The organism is Streptomyces echinatus, from assembly GCF_014203595.1.
Taxonomy (GTDB): domain Bacteria; phylum Actinomycetota; class Actinomycetes; order Streptomycetales; family Streptomycetaceae; genus Streptomyces; species Streptomyces echinatus.
Window position 1 is genome coordinate 154282 of sequence record NZ_JACHJK010000009.1, and the last position, 15782, is coordinate 170063.

Consider the following 15782-nt stretch of genomic DNA (forward strand, 5'->3'; position numbering starts at 1 on the left):
CATGACCGTCATCGACACGAACGGCCCGGAGCGGGTGCTGCCCACCCCGTCCCACACGGTCGGCCCGTTCTACGGCCACGCGCTGCCGTTCCGCGGCAGTGAGGAGATCGCCCCGCTGGGCCACCCGGACACCGTCACCGTGCACGGCCACGTCCTCGACGGCGACGGCTCCCCGCTGCCCGACGCGCTGCTCGAGCTGTGGGGCCCGCGCCCCGACGGCACGGTGCCGCGGACGGACGGCTCCATCCGGCGCGACCCGGCCACGGGCGGCCATCTGGGGCGCAACGGCGTGGAGTTCACCGGCTGGGGGCGCATCCAGACCGACGCGAACGGCCACTGGTACGCGCGCACACTGCGTCCCGGCGCGCGGGGCGGCAACGCGCCGTACCTCAGCGTCTGTGTCTTCGCGCGCGGCCTGCTCGTCCACCTGTTCACCCGCGTCTACCTGCCGGGCGACGAGGCCGCCCTGGCCGCCGACCCGCTGCTCGCCCGGGTGGGCGACCGGCGCGACACGCTGATCGCGGCCGACGAGGGGGCCGGCGTCCACCGTTTCGACATCCGCCTTCAGGGCGAGGGCGAGACGGTCTTCCTGGAGTTCCAGTGACAGCTGCGTTCCCTCCGCACGCCGACACGGGCCTGCTCGCCCCCGGGCGGGAGCTGTCGGGCGCCGCGTCCGAGACCGGTGACCCGGCGTATCTGCGGGCGCTGCTCGACGCCGAGGCCGCGCTGACCCGGGCGCAGGCCGCGCTGGGTCTCGCCCCGGCCGCGGCGGCGGCCGCGGTGACCGGGGCGGCCGTCCCGGACGGGTTCGACGTCCGCGGCCTGGCCGCCCGGGCCGCGCAGGGCGGCAACCCGGTCATCCCGCTGGTCGCCGACCTGACCGGGGCGGTCGGCGAGGAGTACGGCCCCTACGTCCACCGGGGCGCCACCAGCCAGGACATCATGGACACCGCGACGATGCTGGTCGCCGTGCGCGCCCTGGAGCCGGTCCTCGCCGATCTCGGCCGCACCGAGCGGGCGCTGGCCGGGCTCGCCGCCGAGCACCGGGACACGGTGATGCCGGGACGGACACTCACCCAGCACGCCGTTCCGACCACGTTCGGGCTGAAGGCGGCGGGCTGGCGCTCCCTGGTCCTGGACGCCCGGGACCGCGTCACCCGGGTGCGGGAGACCCTTCCGGCCCAACTCGGCGGTGCTGCCGGGACACTGGCGGCGTTCGGGGCGTACGGCGCCGGGGACGCCGAGGCCCTGACGCGCGCGTACGCCCGGGAAACCGGCCTCGCGGCGCCGGTGACGCCCTGGCACACGCTGCGCACGCCGATCGCCGACCTGGCGGGCTGCCTGGCCTTCACGGCGGGGGCGCTGGGCAAACTCGCCGTGGATGTCCTCACCCTGTCGCGGACCGAGATCGGCGAGGTGAGCGAGGGCACCGGCGGCGGTTCGTCGGCCATGCCGCACAAGGCGAACCCGGTGAGCGCCACGCTGCTGGTGGCCGCCGCCCGGCGCGCCCCCCAGCTCGCGGCCACGCTGTACGGCTCCCTCGTCGCCGAGGACGAGCGGCCGGCCGGGGCCTGGCACGCCGAGTGGGAGCCGCTGCGCGACCTGCTCCGGCTGGTGGGCGGCGCGGCCGGCCACGCGGCCGGGCTGGCCGAGGGGCTGCGCGTGCACCCCGCCGCGATGCGCCGGAACCTGGACGCCACCCGGGGCCTGATCGTCGCCGAACGCCTGTCGGCCGCCCTCTCCCCGGTCCTCGGCCGGGCGCGCGCCAAGGAGCTGCTGACCGAGCTGGCCCGCCGCGCCCACACGGAGGACCGGCCGCTGCGCGAACTCCTGTCCGAACAGCAGGAGTTGCGGGGTGTCGACCTGGACGACATGAGTGACCCCGCCCGCTGCACCGGCTTCGCCGGGATCCTCACCGACCGTGCCCTGGAGCGACGTTGACCGTGAAACTCCTCAATCATCTGGAAGAAGGGCCGGCTTCGGCGCCGCCCCTGCTGCTCGGGCCCTCGCTCGGCACCTCCCTCGCCCTGTGGGACGGGGTCGCGACCGAGCTGTCCGCGTCCCACCGGGTGGTCCGCTGGGACCTGCCGGGGCACGGGGGTTCCGCGGCGGACCTGATCGGGCCGGGCGCGACCGTCGGCGACCTCGCCGGTCTGGTGCTGGCGCTCGCCGACGCGCTCGGCATCGACCGGTTCGGTTACGCGGGCGTGTCCCTGGGCGGTGCGGTCGGCCTGCACCTGGCGGTCCACCACCCGCAGCGGCTGTCCTCGCTGGCGGTCCTGTGCTCCTCCGCCCACTTCGGCGGGGAGGCGCCCTGGCGGGAGCGGGCGGAGCGGGTGCGCCGCGAGGGTCTGGAGTGGCTGGTGGAGAGCGCCGACGCGCGCTGGTTCACGCCCGGGTTCAGCGTGCCGGGGCTGGTGCGGGATCACCGGGAGGCCGACCCGGAGGCGTACGCCGCCTGCTGCGACGCGCTCGCCGCGTTCGACCTGCGCGACCGGCTGGCCGGGATCACCGTACCGACGCTCCTGGTGGCCGGCCGGCGGGACGCCGCGACGCCGCCCGCGCACCTGCGGGAGATCGCCGACCAGCTGCCGGCGGCGACGCTGGTGGAGCTGCCCGGCGCGGCCCACCTGGCGCCGGCGCAGTGCCCGCAGGCCGTGCTGACCGCGCTGCGCACGCAGCTGGACGGGCCGCCGGCGAGCGGGACGGCGGTGCGCCGGGAGGTGCTGGGCGACGCCCACGTGGACCGGGCGCAGGCCCGGCAGACCCCGTTCACCGCCCGCTTCCAGGACTTCATCTCCCGCTACGCCTGGGGGGAGATCTGGACCGACCCGACGCTGTCCCGCCGCGAACGCAGCATGATCACACTGACCGCGCTGGTCGCGCACGGCCACCACGACGAGCTGGCGACGCACGTCCGGGCGGCGCGGCGCAACGGGCTGACGCCCGAGGAGATCGGCGCGGTGCTGCTGCAGACCGCGGTGTACTGCGGGGTGCCGGCCGCCAACTCGGCGTTCGCGACGGCACAGCGGGTCCTCGCCGAGGAGGAGGCGGGCTGAGACACAAGGGTGATCCTGCTGGTCGTACCCCCGGCAGCAGCTCGTTCCCGGCGCTCCGGCGTGCCTAGGCTGGCGGTATGTCCACTGTCCTGATCACCGGCGCGACCTCGGGGCTCGGCCGGTACGTCGCCTTCGAACTGGTCCGGGCCGGCCATCTCGTGCTGGCCCACGGGCGCGACCGGGCCCGCACCGAGCGGCTGGTCGAGGAGCTGCGCGCACAGGGCGAGGCCGAGGGGTTCGTCGCCGACCTGGCCCGGCTCGCCGAGGTGCGCGAGCTGGCCGCGCGGGTGGCCGCCGCCCGGCCCGGGCTGGACGTGCTGATCAACAACGCCGGACTGGGCGGCGGCCCGCCCGGCTCCGGCCGGGAGACCAGCGCGGACGGGCACGAGCTGCGGCTGGCGGTGAACTACCTCGCGCCGGTCGTGCTGACGCGGGAGTTGCTGCCGGTGCTGCGGGCGAATCCGCCGGCCCGGATCGTGAACGTCGGCTCGGCGGCCCAGGAGCCCGTCGACCCCGCCGATCCGGAACTCACCCGCGGCTACGACGGGTTGTCGGCCTACTGCCGCAGCAAGTTCGCGCTCGCCGCGTACACGTTCACACTGGCCGAGGAGCTGGCGGGCAGCGGGGTGGCGGTCAACGTGCTGCACCCCGCCACCCACATGGACACGGCGATGGTCCGCGAGTGCGGGATCAGCCCGTGGAACTCGGTCGCCGACGGAGCGCCGGGCGTGCTGGCCCTGGCCACCGGGGAGCCGGGCAGCGGCGGCTACTACGACGGAACCCGGCCCGCGCGGGCACACCCGGCGGCATACGACGGGGAGACACGGCGCCGGCTCGCCGCGGTCACCGAGCAGCTGCTGGCCCTGTGAGCCCGGCCCGACCTGCCCCCGCCGGGCACCCGCCCACCGAGCCGCCCGGCGGCCTGCCGCACTCCCGCGTGTGACGCGACGGCTCGGCGGGCGGGTGCCGGGTGCGTGGCGGTGGGTCAGTGCAGGCCGCGTCCCGTCTCCAGCACCTCCCGTGCCTGGGTCACCAGGCCCTCCGCGCCGCAGGCGCGGGCGAGGTCCAGGCCCCGGTTGAGTTCCGCGATCGAGCGGGCGGCGATGCCGTACTCGACGCGGGCCGCCGCGTGTTCGTACTGGCAGGGCGACGCCTCCAGATAGGTGACGGCCCGCGCGGCGAGCTGCACCGCGCGCTGCCCCGTCTCCAGGGCGGCGGCGCAGCGCAGGGCCTCGCCGATGGCGGTGTCCGTGCCGAACCGCTCGGCCTGCCGGCGGGCGTCGGCCGCGAGCTGGGCGGCGCGGGCGGGGTCCTGCCCGGCGAGGGCCTTGGCGAGGTCGATGGACCAGGGCGCGAGGACCGGATTGTGGCCGCCACGGGAGCCGGCGGTCTTCTCCGCGGCCTCCAGTTCGTTGACGCCCTCCTCGGTGCGGCCGACGGCGAGCAGCAGCCGGCCGCGCACGGAGCGGATGTCGGGCAGCACGATGGTGGACGGGTACGGCGGCGCGAAACCGTACTGTTCGGCGACCGACCAGGCCTCCTCGACCCGCCCCCTGGCCAGCAGCGTGTCGACCAGACCGCAGGTGGAGGACCAGTAGAGCGGCAGACGGCGGCCGACGCGTTCGGCGAGGACCAGGCCCTCGCGCAGAGTGGACTCGGCGTCGCGCAGCCGGCCCTGTCTGCGGTAGGCGAGCCCGAGGAAGGCGTTGGCCAGGGAGAGGTGGCCGCCGCGCCAGCCGGCCGTGGTGTAGACGCGCCGGGCCTCGGCGAACAGGCTCTCCGCGCGGTCGAGCCGGTCGGCGTAGGCGTATGCGCTGCCGAGCATCATCAGCAGCTCCATGCCCCACTCGGGGTCGGTCCAGCCGAGGCCGGGCGCGAGGCGGCCGTTGACGAGGGCGCGGTCGCACAGTTCGATGACGACGTCGGCGCTCTCGCCGTGGGTCATGGCGTCGAAGCCGCGCAGGATCAGCAGGGCGCGCTCGGCGTTGTCGCGTCCCGCGCAGGTGCTCGCCAGCTCGGCCAGGCGCCGGGAACGGGCCGGGGAGACGGTCTCGCCGTGGATGCCCTCCCACATGAACTGGAAGGCCTGCAGCCGCATCCGGACGGGACCCGCCTCGTGCCGGGCGGCCTCGGCCTCGACCGTGCGGACGGCCTCCTCCAGCTGATCGTTGTGGAGCAGCGCCTGGGAGAGGCGGACGACGGCGTCGACCCGGTCGTCCACGTCGAGACCGCGCATGCCGAGCGCGCTCTGCAGCTGGTCGATGGTGACCGCGGGGTTGGTCAGCAGGGTGGCGCAGCCCAGTTCGTACAGGACGTGCGCGTGCACCTCGGGGCGGGGCGGTTCCTCCAGCGCGCGTTCCAGGCAGCGGCGGGCGGCGTCCGGCGCGCCGACGGCGAGGTGTTCGCGGGCGGCTTCGCGCAGCTGCTCGACGAGTTCCTCGTCGTCGTCCGGGTGCACTTTCAGCAGGTGCCGCGCGGCCTCGGCGGCACCGCGGCCCAGCTCGGTGATGATCTGCGCGGCGACGCCGTGCATGGCGGTGCACACGCCGGGCGGGATGGAGTTGTAGACGGCGGTGGCGATGAGCGGGTGGACGAACTCCAGCTCGACGTCGCCCCGTTCGGTGCCGCCGGCCGGGTCGGGCTCGGTGAGGATCCGGGCGTCGCAGAGGAGTTCGGCGCAATGCCCGGCGAGGTCGTCGTTCATGGTGGCGAGGCGGGCGACCATGTCGACGGTGATGCCGGTGCCGAGGATGGCGGCGGCCCAGGCGAACCGGGTCGCCTCCAGCCCGAGTCCCTTGAGCCGGTCGACGAGTCCGCCGCCGCGGGCCGCGCGGTTGAGCGCGCGCAGTTCCCCGGCCTGTGCCTCGACCGGGGGAGTTCGCTGTCCTGCACCTTGGCGAGGAGTTCCACGGTGTCGTAGGGGTTGCCGCCGGTGACGGCCCAGACCTCGCGGCAGAACGCGTCGTCGGCGTGCCTGCCGAGGGTGGCGCGGGTGAGCCCGGCGGTCGCGTCCGGGGTGAGGGCGCTGAGGTTGCTGACGGAGCGGCCCGCGGCCTCGGCCACGGTGTCGAGCAGCCGGGCGCCGTCGCCGCTGACCTCACCGGGGCGGCGGGTGACCACGACGAGGACGGACACGTCGTCCAGGCGTTCGACGAAGGCGGCGAGCCAGCGCAGGGTCTCCTGGTCGGACCAGTGGGCGTCGTCGAGGAGCAGCACCAGCGGCCATTCGCGGCGGGCCAGCCGGCGCACCGCGGCGACGAGTCCGTCGCAGACGTACTGCGGGTCGGCGCTGCCCTCCTGCGGGTCGGCTATGCCGAGGGCGGGGCCGGCGATGTCGTACCAGTCGCCGAGGTACTCGCGGGCCTCCTCCGGCAGTAAGGACAGCAGGGCCGGCTGGAGCAGCTGCCGTACGACGTGGAACGGGACGGACCTCAGCGTCTCGGCGCCGCGGGCGGACCAGACGGCGCAGCCGCGGCGTTCGGCGATGCGGCGGGTCTCGGCCAGCAGCGCGGTCTTGCCCAGTCCCGCCTCGCCGCGGAGGACCAGCAGACTGCCGGCGGACGTCTGGTCCGCGCACAGGACGTCGAGTGCCTGTGCGACGGTGGCGATCTCGGCGTCCCGCTCCCACAGGGGAGCCGAGCCGGCCGTCGGGGGCCGTCCCTCCGTCATCCCGATACCTCCCCAGGTCGCCCGAATGACGTACAGACACCGAGCGTAGCCGTCCGGCGGGGCCCGCGGTGGCAGGTCGCGGCAGCTGTTGCCCGGCCGGGTGAAAGAGGCCGCGGGCAGGCGACACCGCTCCCGGCCCGACCAGCGGACGGAGCGTCAACTGTGCCCGGGGCGGGCCGCCGCGGGCGCTCCGGGGTGGACGCGAGGAGGGGAGGAACGTCGGGAGGCACCGGAGCGACCGGGGAGCGGGGCGAGACAGGCGGACGGGCGCCCACGGGAAGCGCGGAGCGAGCCGAGGGCGCCCGCAGGAGGCCTGCGGGGCGGCGCAGGGACAGCCGGCGGGGGCGCGTGCGCCGGTCCGAACGCGTCGCCCGGGAGGCGCGTGCGCGGCGGTGGGTGGCGGGTCCCGCAGAAAAGGGCGGCAGAAATGTCCGGGTCCGCCCGCTTGGCGGCGGATCCTCTCATCCCGCTTTCACCGTCGCCTCATACGGTGGGGGCATGACGCAGGTGACTCCTCCCGGGTGGTACCCCGACCCCGGGCAGACGAACGACGCTCCGCCCACCGAGCGCTGGTGGGACGGCAGGGCCTGGACGGACCAGACCCGCCCCGCCGGCACGGCCGCCGCGTGGGGTTCCCCGGCGCCGTCGCCCCAGCCGGCCGGCCCGTACCCCGCGGCTTCCCCGGGGTACGGCGCGCACCCGGGGTATCCGGGGTATCCCGCCGTGCCTCCGGCCCGGTCCCGGCGCGGGCTGCGCACGGGCATAGCCGTCGCGGTGGCGGCCGCGGTACTCACGTGCATAGGGGTCGGCGTGTACGCCCTCTCCAAGGACGACGGCGGCAGCGGCGACCGCGCGGGGGCGGGGCAGGGACCCGGCGACGGTGGCCGGGGCGGGCCGTTCGGCGGGCCGGGCGGGGGCTCGGGCGGCTCGGGCTCGGGCGGCTCGGGCTCAGGGGGCTCGGGCTCAGGGGGCTCCGGTTCCGGCGGCTCGGGCGGGTCCGGCGGGGCCTCGCCGTCCCCGGGGCAGTCGCAGGCGCCGAGGTTCGAGGGCGGCGGCTCGGTGCCGGACCCGGTCAACGGCATCAGCCTGCCGGTGCCGCAGGGCTGGACGGGGGAACTGCTCACCGTCGGCGCGCAGGTGACCTCCGACGACTCCTACAAGTGCCCGGGCAACACGGCCAAGACGTGCACCGCGGGCGGCGCCTACTCGGCTCCGGCGACGGAGCTGGGCATCAAGAAGGGCACGGCCGAGGAGGTCGCGAAGGCGGACATCGCGGCCAACGCCGAGCAGTCGTACGGCGACGCGGCCTACGGCAGCATCACCGCGCACCAGGTGCTGGCCTCCGAGGCGGTGACGGTGGCCGGGCAGAAGGGCTACCTGGTGCGCTGGAAGGCGGTGACCAGCAAGGGCGCCGACGGCTATGTCGAGTCCGTCGCCTTCCCCTCGCCCAACGACCCCGAGCGGATCGTGGTGGTCCGCTTCGGCCTGGACGTCGGGCAGAAACTGTCCGTCGTCGACGAGATCCTCAAGGGCATCAAGGTCTCGTCCGGCGGCGGGAACGGCCAGGACGTCTGAGACACGGACCGGCCGACACACGGATCGGCCGGGTGGGACTCCCCTCCGCTCAAGGGGAACCCCACCCGGCCGGGGGGTGCGCGCCGCCCCCGTCCCCACGGTGCGGCGCGGCAGGTCACCGTTCAGTCATCCCGTGAACGGCGGCCTGGGTCTCATCTCCGTCCGAGCGCGGGCAGCACGACGGCCTCCACGAAGCGGACCAGGTAGTCGGCGTCGGCGTACTGGCCGTTGAGCACCGGCCGCACGCGCAGCACGCCGAACATCATGGCGGGGACGTACTCCAGCGCGGGGTGGCCGGCGGGGACCTCGCCGCGGGCCACGCCCCGGGCGAGCATCTCCTCCAGCGCGGCGATCTCCGGGTGGACGAGCGCCTCGCGCAGCGCCTGGGCCAGTTCCTGGTCCGAGGTCACGGCGTGCCCCAGCGCCTGCAGCAGCCTGGTGTCCTTGCCGGACCAGTCCCCCGCGGCCCGCGCGGCCTGGCGCAGGTCCTCGGCGAGGGATCCGGTGTCGATGCCGGCGAACCGCACCCGGCGGCTGGCGCGCAGCGCCGCCGCGACGAACTGCGGCTTGGTCTTCCACTGCCGGTAGAGCGTGGACTTGCTGCACCGGGTGCTGGCGGCGACGCCCTCCATGGTGACGGAGTCGTAGCCGCACTCGCGGATCTGTTCCAGCACGGCGTCGAAGAACTCCCGCTCACGCTCCGGCGTGATCTTGGAGCGGCGCGAGGCGGCGACCGTCTCCGGTTCGTCCGAGGCCTGCGACGTCATGCGCTGCTTCCCCTCACTCGTGGTGTCTCCAGTGTGGCGCACATCAATCGATACGCCAGTGTACCGGTACTCGGCCGTATCGGTACACTGGCGTATCGGTACGGCAACGTATCGATGAGTCGCGGTCCTCGTGCCGGGGCTCTGGTGCACCCGCACCACACCACGCACCACCGTCAGCGAAGGGGCCGGGGGATGAATGCCCGAACCGAGCCTGCGGAGGCGGAAACCGCACCGGGAGATCCGGCACGCCCGCCTCTGATACGTGAGTTCCTGCTGGTCGCCGGACTCTTCCTGGTCTACAAACTCGGCCGCCGGCTCGCCGTCGGCCACACCTCGGAAGCGTTCGGCAACGCCGGCCGGGTGTGGCACCTGGAGCGGACCGCGCACCTCCCCCACGAGAACGCCGTGCAGTCCGCACTGCTGCACGGCGACACCCTCGTCCATCTGGCGAACACCTACTACGCGGCCGTCCACTTCCCGGCCACGCTCGCCTTCCTGGTCTGGCTCTACCTGCGCCGGCCCGCGCACTACGTGTGGGCCCGCCGGGTGCTCGCGGTCGTCACCACCGCCGCCCTGGTCCTGCCGTTCACCTTCCCGCTGGCCCCGCCGCGGATGGTGACCGGGACGGGCCTGGTGGACACGGCCCGGGTCTACGGCCCGTCCGTGTACGGACCGCCGGCCGGCGACCACCTCTCCAACCAGTTCGCGGCGATGCCCTCGCTGCACTTCGGCTGGGCGCTGATGGTGGCGATCGGCCTGATCGCCGCCACCCGGTCCCGGTGGCGCCCGCTGTGGCTGCTGCACCCGCTGATCACCCTGCTGGTGATCGTGGGCACCGCGAACCACTACTGGCTCGACGCGATCGTCGCGACGGCCATGCTCGGTCTCGCCCTCGCGCTCGTCCATCCGCCGCGCCGCACGGCCGGCACGCCGGGACGCGCCGCCGGCCTGCCGGTCACCCGCGAGCCCGTCCTGGCGGGAGCGGGCCGATGAGTGCCGCCGCCCTTGCCGCCCTCGCGCTGTCCCTGGTGTCGGCCGTCGCCTACGCGCTGGCCGCCGTGGCGCAGGAGCGCCTCGCGGCACGCAGCTCCGGGACCGGCCTGCTGCGACTGCTGGGCACCGGCGCCTGGTGGTCGGCGGTCGGGCTGAACGCCGCCGCCGCGCTGCTGCACGTCGTCGCCCTGAAGTACGGCCCGCTGACCGTCGTCCAGCCCCTGGGCGCGCTCACCCTGGTCGCGGCCGTGCCGCTGGGCGCGCGGGCGGCCGGGCGGCGGGTGAGCGCGGTGGAGTGGCGCGGCACGGCGCTCACCCTGCTCGGGCTGGCCGCGCTGCTGGTCACCGCCTCCGGTCCGGCGCCCGCCCGGGTGCTGTCGCTGACCGGGGCGCTGGCGGTCGCGGGGACGACCGCCGCCGCGATCGGCCTTCTGTCCTGGCCCGGCGCGCGGCCGGGCCTCAGGCACGCGACCGCGGCCGGCTTCGCCTCCGGGGTCGCCTCCGCGCTCACCCAGACGGTCACCGTGGCGGCCACGGACCGCTCGGGACCGGCCCTGAGCACCGAGGTGGTCGTGGTCGCCGTACTGGTCGCCGCGTTCGCCGTGGGCGGGCTGCTGCTCTCCCAGACGGCCTACCGCGGGGGTCTCGGCGGCCCGCTGGCCGTCGTCACGCTCACCAATCCGGTGGCCGCCGCGGTGATCGGCCTCACCCTGCTGGGCCAGGGACTGCGGGGCGGCGCCGGCGGGGTGCTGCTGGCCCTGGCCGGCGCGGGGCTCGCCGCGTGGGGCGTGCTGCTGCTCACCCGGAGGGCCCCGGAACCCGGCCCCGCGGAGCGGTCCGGGGAGCCGGACGAACGCGACGAGCACCCGGTGGCGGCGGTGCTGGCGCTGGAGCCGGGGACGGCGACCGCCGAGCCGGCGCTGGTGCCACGGCAGCCGGAACAGCCGGGCCATCTCACGGCACTGTGAGCACACGGCGGCGGCCGGTGGGCGGAGATCCTCCGCGCACCGGCCGCCGTCGTCGTACCGGTCCGGGAGCCGGTCAGCCCCAGCCGCGCGCGTCCTGCTTCAGCGCGGTGTCGACCGTCAGCGCCGTCGCCACCACGAGGCTCAGCAGCGGCTCGGGCAGCTGGTAGTGGATCTGCAGGACGTAGTTGTCCGCGGTCGTGAACAGCGTCTTGGCGAGGCCTTCCCAGGTCTTGGTGATCCGGGCGACCTCGTTGTCCGCGTGGTCGACGATCGCGAAGTTCCAGGCCCGCCAGTTCTCCGCCTTGATCGCGCCGACCTGCTGGCCGTTCGCCATCATCGCGAAGTTGATCTTCCCGATCATGTTCTTCTGGACGATCTCGCCGACCGGCGAGCCGTCCGGGCGGGTCACGATCACCCGGGACTTGAAGATCTTCGCGGGCCGGGTCAGCAGCAGCTGCGGCTGGCCGTAGGCGTCACGGATCTCCAGCTTGTGGGTGAGGAACTGGTCCAGGCTGGAGACGAAGCGCAGGATCTTGCGCAGCACGCCCTGCCCGACCTGGGTGACCGAGCCGATCTCCCGGCCGCTCTGATCCATGACCTTGTACTCGTTGGTCAGCTCGATCAGCTTGGCCTTCTGGTTCACCACCAGGACGGGCTCGGTGAACAGGGTGCCGCCGCCGGGGCCGCCGGCCGCGACACCGGCCTGCTGCTGCACCTGCCGCTGCACCTTGGGGTCGGCGCCCTGCTGCTGCGGGAAGGCGGCCTGCTGGGCCGGGGCCTGCGGCGGAACCTGCCCGGCGGCCTGCTGGGCCGGGTTGGTGTGGTCGGTCCACTGCGCGCCGTCCCAGTACCGGAGCGTCTGAGGCGCTCCGTGCGGATCCGGGTACCAGCCTGCAGGAGTGTTCGATTGCGTGGTCACCGGGGCACACTACCTTGATGTGACCGGTACCTGACCAGTCCGCTCGGAACGGTGTTCATCGCCCGTTCACCCCGTCACGATCGCCGGGTCACTGACGCCCGGCTGCCCGTTCTCCACGTGCCCGGCGAAGCCGCGCAGGAAGGCCGGGTCGGCGTCCGAGGTGACGCTCAGGTCGTACCAGCGCCCGGAGGCCGCGAGACCGACGGTCTGCCGCACGGTGGCGCCCGGCCGCACGGACACGGTGACGGGACCGCCGCCGTAGCCGTTGACCAGCTTGAGCCTCACCGTGCCGGAACCCTTGTTGGTGAAGGTGAGCTCGACGTCGTCGCCGCTGTGCCGGGCGGTGACCTCCGGGCCCGCGACCTTGTTGCGGCCCTTGAAGACGCGCAGGAAGCCGTTGGGGCCGTGCACGGAGAGGTCGTAGTTGCCGCCGGAGTAGACCGAGTTCCAGGTGTCCGAGAGCGTCTTGCCGGCCTCCGTCGTGTACGTCCAGGGGCCGTCGGTACGGCTGTTGGACGTGACGAGGAAGGCCGCGCCGGCGTTCGCCCCCGAGGCGAACGTGAGCGTGAACTTGCCGGCCGAGGTGTCCGCCGAACCGTCCACCAGCGGGGCGTACTTCAGCGCGCGGGTGGGCCGGCTGCCGGACTCCTGCGCGGGCAGCGTCCCCTTGGCGGGCGGCTTGGGCACGTAGTCCGGGTGGCGGTTGCGGTCGGCCGGCTCGTAGGCGGCCGTCGAGGGCAGCGCGACCGGCGCGGCGTCCTGGCGGGAGAAGTCGAAGGCGCTGGTCAGGTCGCCGCATATGGCGCGCCGCCAGGGCGAGATGTTGGGCTCCTGGACGCCGAAGCGGCGCTCCATGAACCGGATGATCGAGGTGTGGTCGAGGGTCTCGGAGCAGACGTAGCCGCCCTTGCTCCACGGGGAGACGACGAGCATCGGCACCCGCTGGCCGAGCCCGTAGGGACCGGCGGCGTGGCCGAGGTCGCCCTTGAACAGGTCCAGGGCCGGGTCCACCGTCGACTTGCCCTGGGCGGCCGAGGACGGCGGGTAGGGCGGGACGACGTGGTCGAAGAACCCGTCGTTCTCGTCGTAGGTGATGAACAGCGCCGTCCTGCTCCACACGTCGGGGTTGGAGGTGAGCGCGTCCAGGACCTGGGAGACGTACCAGGCACCGTAGTTGGCGGGCCAGTTGGGGTGCTCGGTGAAGGCCTCGGGGGCGACGATCCAGGAGACCTGGGGCAGCCGGTCCGCCTGCACGTCCGCCTTCAGCCGGTCGAAGTAGCCCTCGCCCGTGCGGGCGTCGGTACCGGTGCGGGCCTTGTCGTAGAGCGGGGAGCCAGGGGCCGCGTTGCGGTACTGGTTGAAGTAGAGGAGCGAGTTGTCGCCGTAGTTGCCGCGGTAGGCGTCGTCGATCCAGCCCCAGGAGCCGTTCGCGTCCAGGCCGTTGCCGATGTCCTGGTAGATCTTCCAGGACACCCCGGCCTGCTCCAGGCGCTCGGGGTAGGTCGTCCAGCCGTAGCCCTTCTCGTCGTTGCCGAGGACCGGGCCGCCGCCCTTGCCGTCGTTGCCGACGTACCCGGACCACATGTAGTAGCGGTTGGGGTCGGTGGAGCCCATGAAGGAGCAGTGGTAGGCGTCGCAGATGGTGAAGGCGTCCGCGAGCGCGTAGTGGAACGGGATGTCGTCGCGCGTCAGGTACGCCATCGTGGTCGAGCCCTTGGCGGGCACCCACTTGTCGTACTTGCCGTTGTTGAACGCGGTGTGGGTGTCGCTCCAGCCGTGCGGGAGGTCCTGGATGAAGGCCAGACCCAGGTCGTCGGCGTCCGGGTGGAAGGGCAGGACGTCCTTCGAGCCGTCGGACTGCTTCCAGACGGACCGGCCGTTCTGGGTCACCGAACGGGGGTCGCCGAAGCCGCGGACTCCACGGAGCGAACCGAAGTAGTGATCGAAGGAACGGTTCTCCTGCATCAGCACGACGATGTGCTCGACATCGTCCACCGATCCGGTGCGGTAGTGGGCGGGCAGGGCCGCCGCGCGCTGGATGCTGTTGGACAGCGCCGTGAACGCCGTGGTGGCGCCGGCGAGTTGGAGAAAGCGCCGCCGGTTGACTTCGGGCATGGGTGAGGGTCCTCTCGTCCTGACGTACGGGATGCCGTCACATGACGGAATCTGCGCGGAGCGAGTGTTCCAAGAGCAGCAAACGTCAGGGAAGGGTCTGGTGGCGTCCATGTGAAACTCGGCGGTCCGTGTGGTGCCCTCAACGCCGGGCGGCGGCGCTCTTCTTCTCCTCCTCCCCGGCCCGGACGACTTCCTCCGCCGTCCTGACGAGGTGGGCAGGGTTTCCGGTCAGGAGGCGGGTGAGGGCGTAGACCTTGGGGTCCATGGTGATGTAGCGGACCGGGCGTTCGATGATCCGGAGGGCATTGCCCTGCAGGATGACGACCTTGTCGTTCCACTGGAAATCCGGCTTGGCCCAGAAGCGGTTGTCGAACAGGGACGGCAGATCGTAGGACACCTGGCGGGCGTTGGTCACCACGAGCGTGGACGACTGCTTGCCCTTGCCGTTCTTCTTGATGGCCTTCAGGATGTTCTCGGCCTTGCCGGCCCGCTCCACTCGATAGAGTTCGGCGAATTCGTGGCCCCAGATGGTGTCGGCGTACTTGACGCCGTTGACCTGGGGCATCTTCGTCTGCGGATCGACGGCAAGGTTCCGCACGAACTCGTCGTAGTCCTGCGGGTGCATCTCCGGAACCGACACGACACGCTTGTTGCTCAGCCGGCTCAGATCCTCCATCATCGCCCGTTCGTGCGCCGCGACGACGACGTTCGGCGGACGCTTGAGCGCACGCACGTCGGTGAAGGCCGTCCCCAGGTCCCTCTCGATGATCCTCAGCCACTGGGCGAGACGCGAGGTCAGGTTGAGGCGCGAGACGTAGAAATTGAGAGCCGTCTCCTGCTCCGGGGCGAGCCGTCCGACGACGCGGATGATCCCGAGGAACTTCTCGTACGACTCCTTGGGGAAGGACCGCAGGGCGATCACCATGTCGGCGGTGAAGCGGTCGAGCTTCGCGGCGACGGAACCCGGGATGCGGCGCGCCAGGTTGACCCGGAAGTTCCGGAGGAGGACGCCACCCACCTTCGGCACCTGTTTGACCAGCGCGCCGAGCACGGGAGGGAGGACGAGCCCCAGGAAGGCCATCAGCCGCTCGGGCTCGGACAGCCCGCGGCCGCCCACCAGCCGGCGGCGGAAGGCGACCTCGTACCCCAGCACGAACTCACCGATCACGGGCACCGTACTGAGCACGAACTCGGCGAAGTCGTGCAGCACCTCGTCCGGCCGGCCGATGGCCGCTTCCGGCAGGGGGAGTTCTCCCTCGATGACCTGGAGCGGCTCGAACGCCGTGCAGAGCCACTGGAGCCACACCAGCGGCCAGGCGCCCCTCAGCGATCTGACCTGGCCCGCGCCGGGAGGGGAACCGTCGAGGATCCGGCCGGTCTCCTCCACCAGGTGCCGGGTGGCGTCGGACGCGGCGTTCATCGTCGTACGGACGGCGAACTCGCGGTGGCCCGGCCAGCGCACGGTGTCGTAGCGGCTCCGCCATTCCACGAACAGGGCCCGGACCTCGGTGGCGATCAGGTGCGCCGCCTCCATGTCCGCGCGGGGGACCGTGCGGGTCTCCCGTTCCCGCAGCCGCTCCGCCCGGTTCGGGCTCCGGTCGATCTCGTCCTGCTCCGCCGCGGTGACGCCACGGGCGAGCATCACCGCGTGCTTGTAGGAGGTGAGTGCCTCGGCGACCAGTCCCCAGCGCACCTCCTCGGCCCGGACGGCCACGGT

The 15782-nt window shown here is 73.6% G+C and carries 11 protein-coding genes and 1 pseudogene; 7 read left to right on the plus strand and 5 right to left on the minus strand.

Going from position 1 to position 15782, the window contains the following annotated elements; genetic code table 11:
* The first annotated feature begins 1 nt into the window (after position 1).
* The 4 genes from pcaG to FHS34_RS24985 all read left to right on the plus strand — a co-directional run bounded on the left by pcaG (position 2) and on the right by FHS34_RS24985 (position 3928).
* Positions 2-604, plus strand: coding sequence for a protocatechuate 3,4-dioxygenase subunit alpha (gene pcaG, locus FHS34_RS24970; RefSeq protein WP_184969209.1), 603 nt, complete (start codon positions 2-4; stop codon positions 602-604).
* Positions 601-1941, plus strand: coding sequence for a 3-carboxy-cis,cis-muconate cycloisomerase (gene pcaB / locus FHS34_RS24975; RefSeq protein WP_184969211.1), 1341 nt, complete (start codon positions 601-603; stop codon positions 1939-1941). Before pcaG ends, pcaB begins: the two co-directional genes overlap by 4 nt.
* Positions 1938-3059 carry a bifunctional 3-oxoadipate enol-lactonase/4-carboxymuconolactone decarboxylase PcaDC gene (pcaDC, locus tag FHS34_RS24980; protein ID WP_184969213.1) on the plus strand — a complete coding sequence of 374 codons (1122 nt, stop codon included), beginning with the start codon at positions 1938-1940 and terminating at the stop codon, positions 3057-3059. The genes pcaB and pcaDC overlap by 4 nt, the downstream gene beginning before the upstream one ends.
* 77 nt (positions 3060-3136) lie before the next feature.
* Positions 3137-3928, plus strand: coding sequence for an SDR family NAD(P)-dependent oxidoreductase (locus FHS34_RS24985; protein ID WP_184969215.1), 792 nt, complete (start codon positions 3137-3139; stop codon positions 3926-3928).
* A gap of 116 nt (positions 3929-4044) precedes the next feature.
* On the opposite strand, the pseudogene FHS34_RS24990 reads toward FHS34_RS24985, so the two are convergent.
* Positions 4045-6728, minus strand: a pseudogene (locus FHS34_RS24990) (ATP-binding protein).
* Between the two features lie 498 nt (positions 6729-7226).
* On the opposite strand from FHS34_RS24990, the gene FHS34_RS24995 reads away from it, so the two are divergent.
* Complete coding sequence (locus FHS34_RS24995) at positions 7227-8303, plus strand: DUF2510 domain-containing protein (protein ID WP_184969217.1); 1077 nt, start codon at positions 7227-7229, stop codon at positions 8301-8303.
* 152 nt (positions 8304-8455) lie between these two features.
* On the opposite strand, the gene FHS34_RS25000 is transcribed toward FHS34_RS24995, so the two are convergent.
* Positions 8456-9070 (minus strand): TetR/AcrR family transcriptional regulator, encoded by a 615-nt coding sequence (locus FHS34_RS25000; protein ID WP_184969219.1) that lies wholly within the window; start codon positions 9068-9070, stop codon positions 8456-8458.
* A 192-nt stretch (positions 9071-9262) separates the two neighbouring features.
* Between FHS34_RS25000 and FHS34_RS25005 the strand changes: the two genes are divergently transcribed.
* The gene (locus FHS34_RS25005) at positions 9263-10063 is read left to right on the plus strand and encodes a phosphatase PAP2 family protein (protein WP_184969221.1); all 801 of its coding nucleotides are present in this window, start codon (positions 9263-9265) and stop codon (positions 10061-10063) included.
* Entirely contained in the window at positions 10060-11031 is a 972-nt protein-coding gene (locus tag FHS34_RS25010; RefSeq protein WP_184969223.1) for a hypothetical protein, read from the plus strand. The genes FHS34_RS25005 and FHS34_RS25010 overlap by 4 nt, the downstream gene beginning before the upstream one ends.
* Positions 11032-11104: 73 nt before the next feature.
* Here the strand turns inward: FHS34_RS25010 and FHS34_RS25015 are convergent, their stop codons facing one another.
* From FHS34_RS25015 to FHS34_RS25025, 3 genes are all read right to left on the minus strand, one after another.
* Complete coding sequence (locus tag FHS34_RS25015; RefSeq protein WP_184969225.1) at positions 11105-11950, minus strand: LURP-one-related family protein; 846 nt, start codon at positions 11948-11950, stop codon at positions 11105-11107.
* Between the two features lie 66 nt (positions 11951-12016).
* On the minus strand, positions 12017-14065 hold the full coding sequence (locus tag FHS34_RS25020; RefSeq protein ID WP_184969227.1) for a phosphocholine-specific phospholipase C: 2049 nt from the start codon (positions 14063-14065) through the stop codon (positions 12017-12019).
* 139 nt (positions 14066-14204) lie between these two features.
* The gene (locus tag FHS34_RS25025; RefSeq protein WP_184969229.1) at positions 14205-15779 is read right to left on the minus strand and encodes a hypothetical protein; all 1575 of its coding nucleotides are present in this window, start codon (positions 15777-15779) and stop codon (positions 14205-14207) included.
* Between the last annotated feature and the right edge of the window lie 3 nt (positions 15780-15782).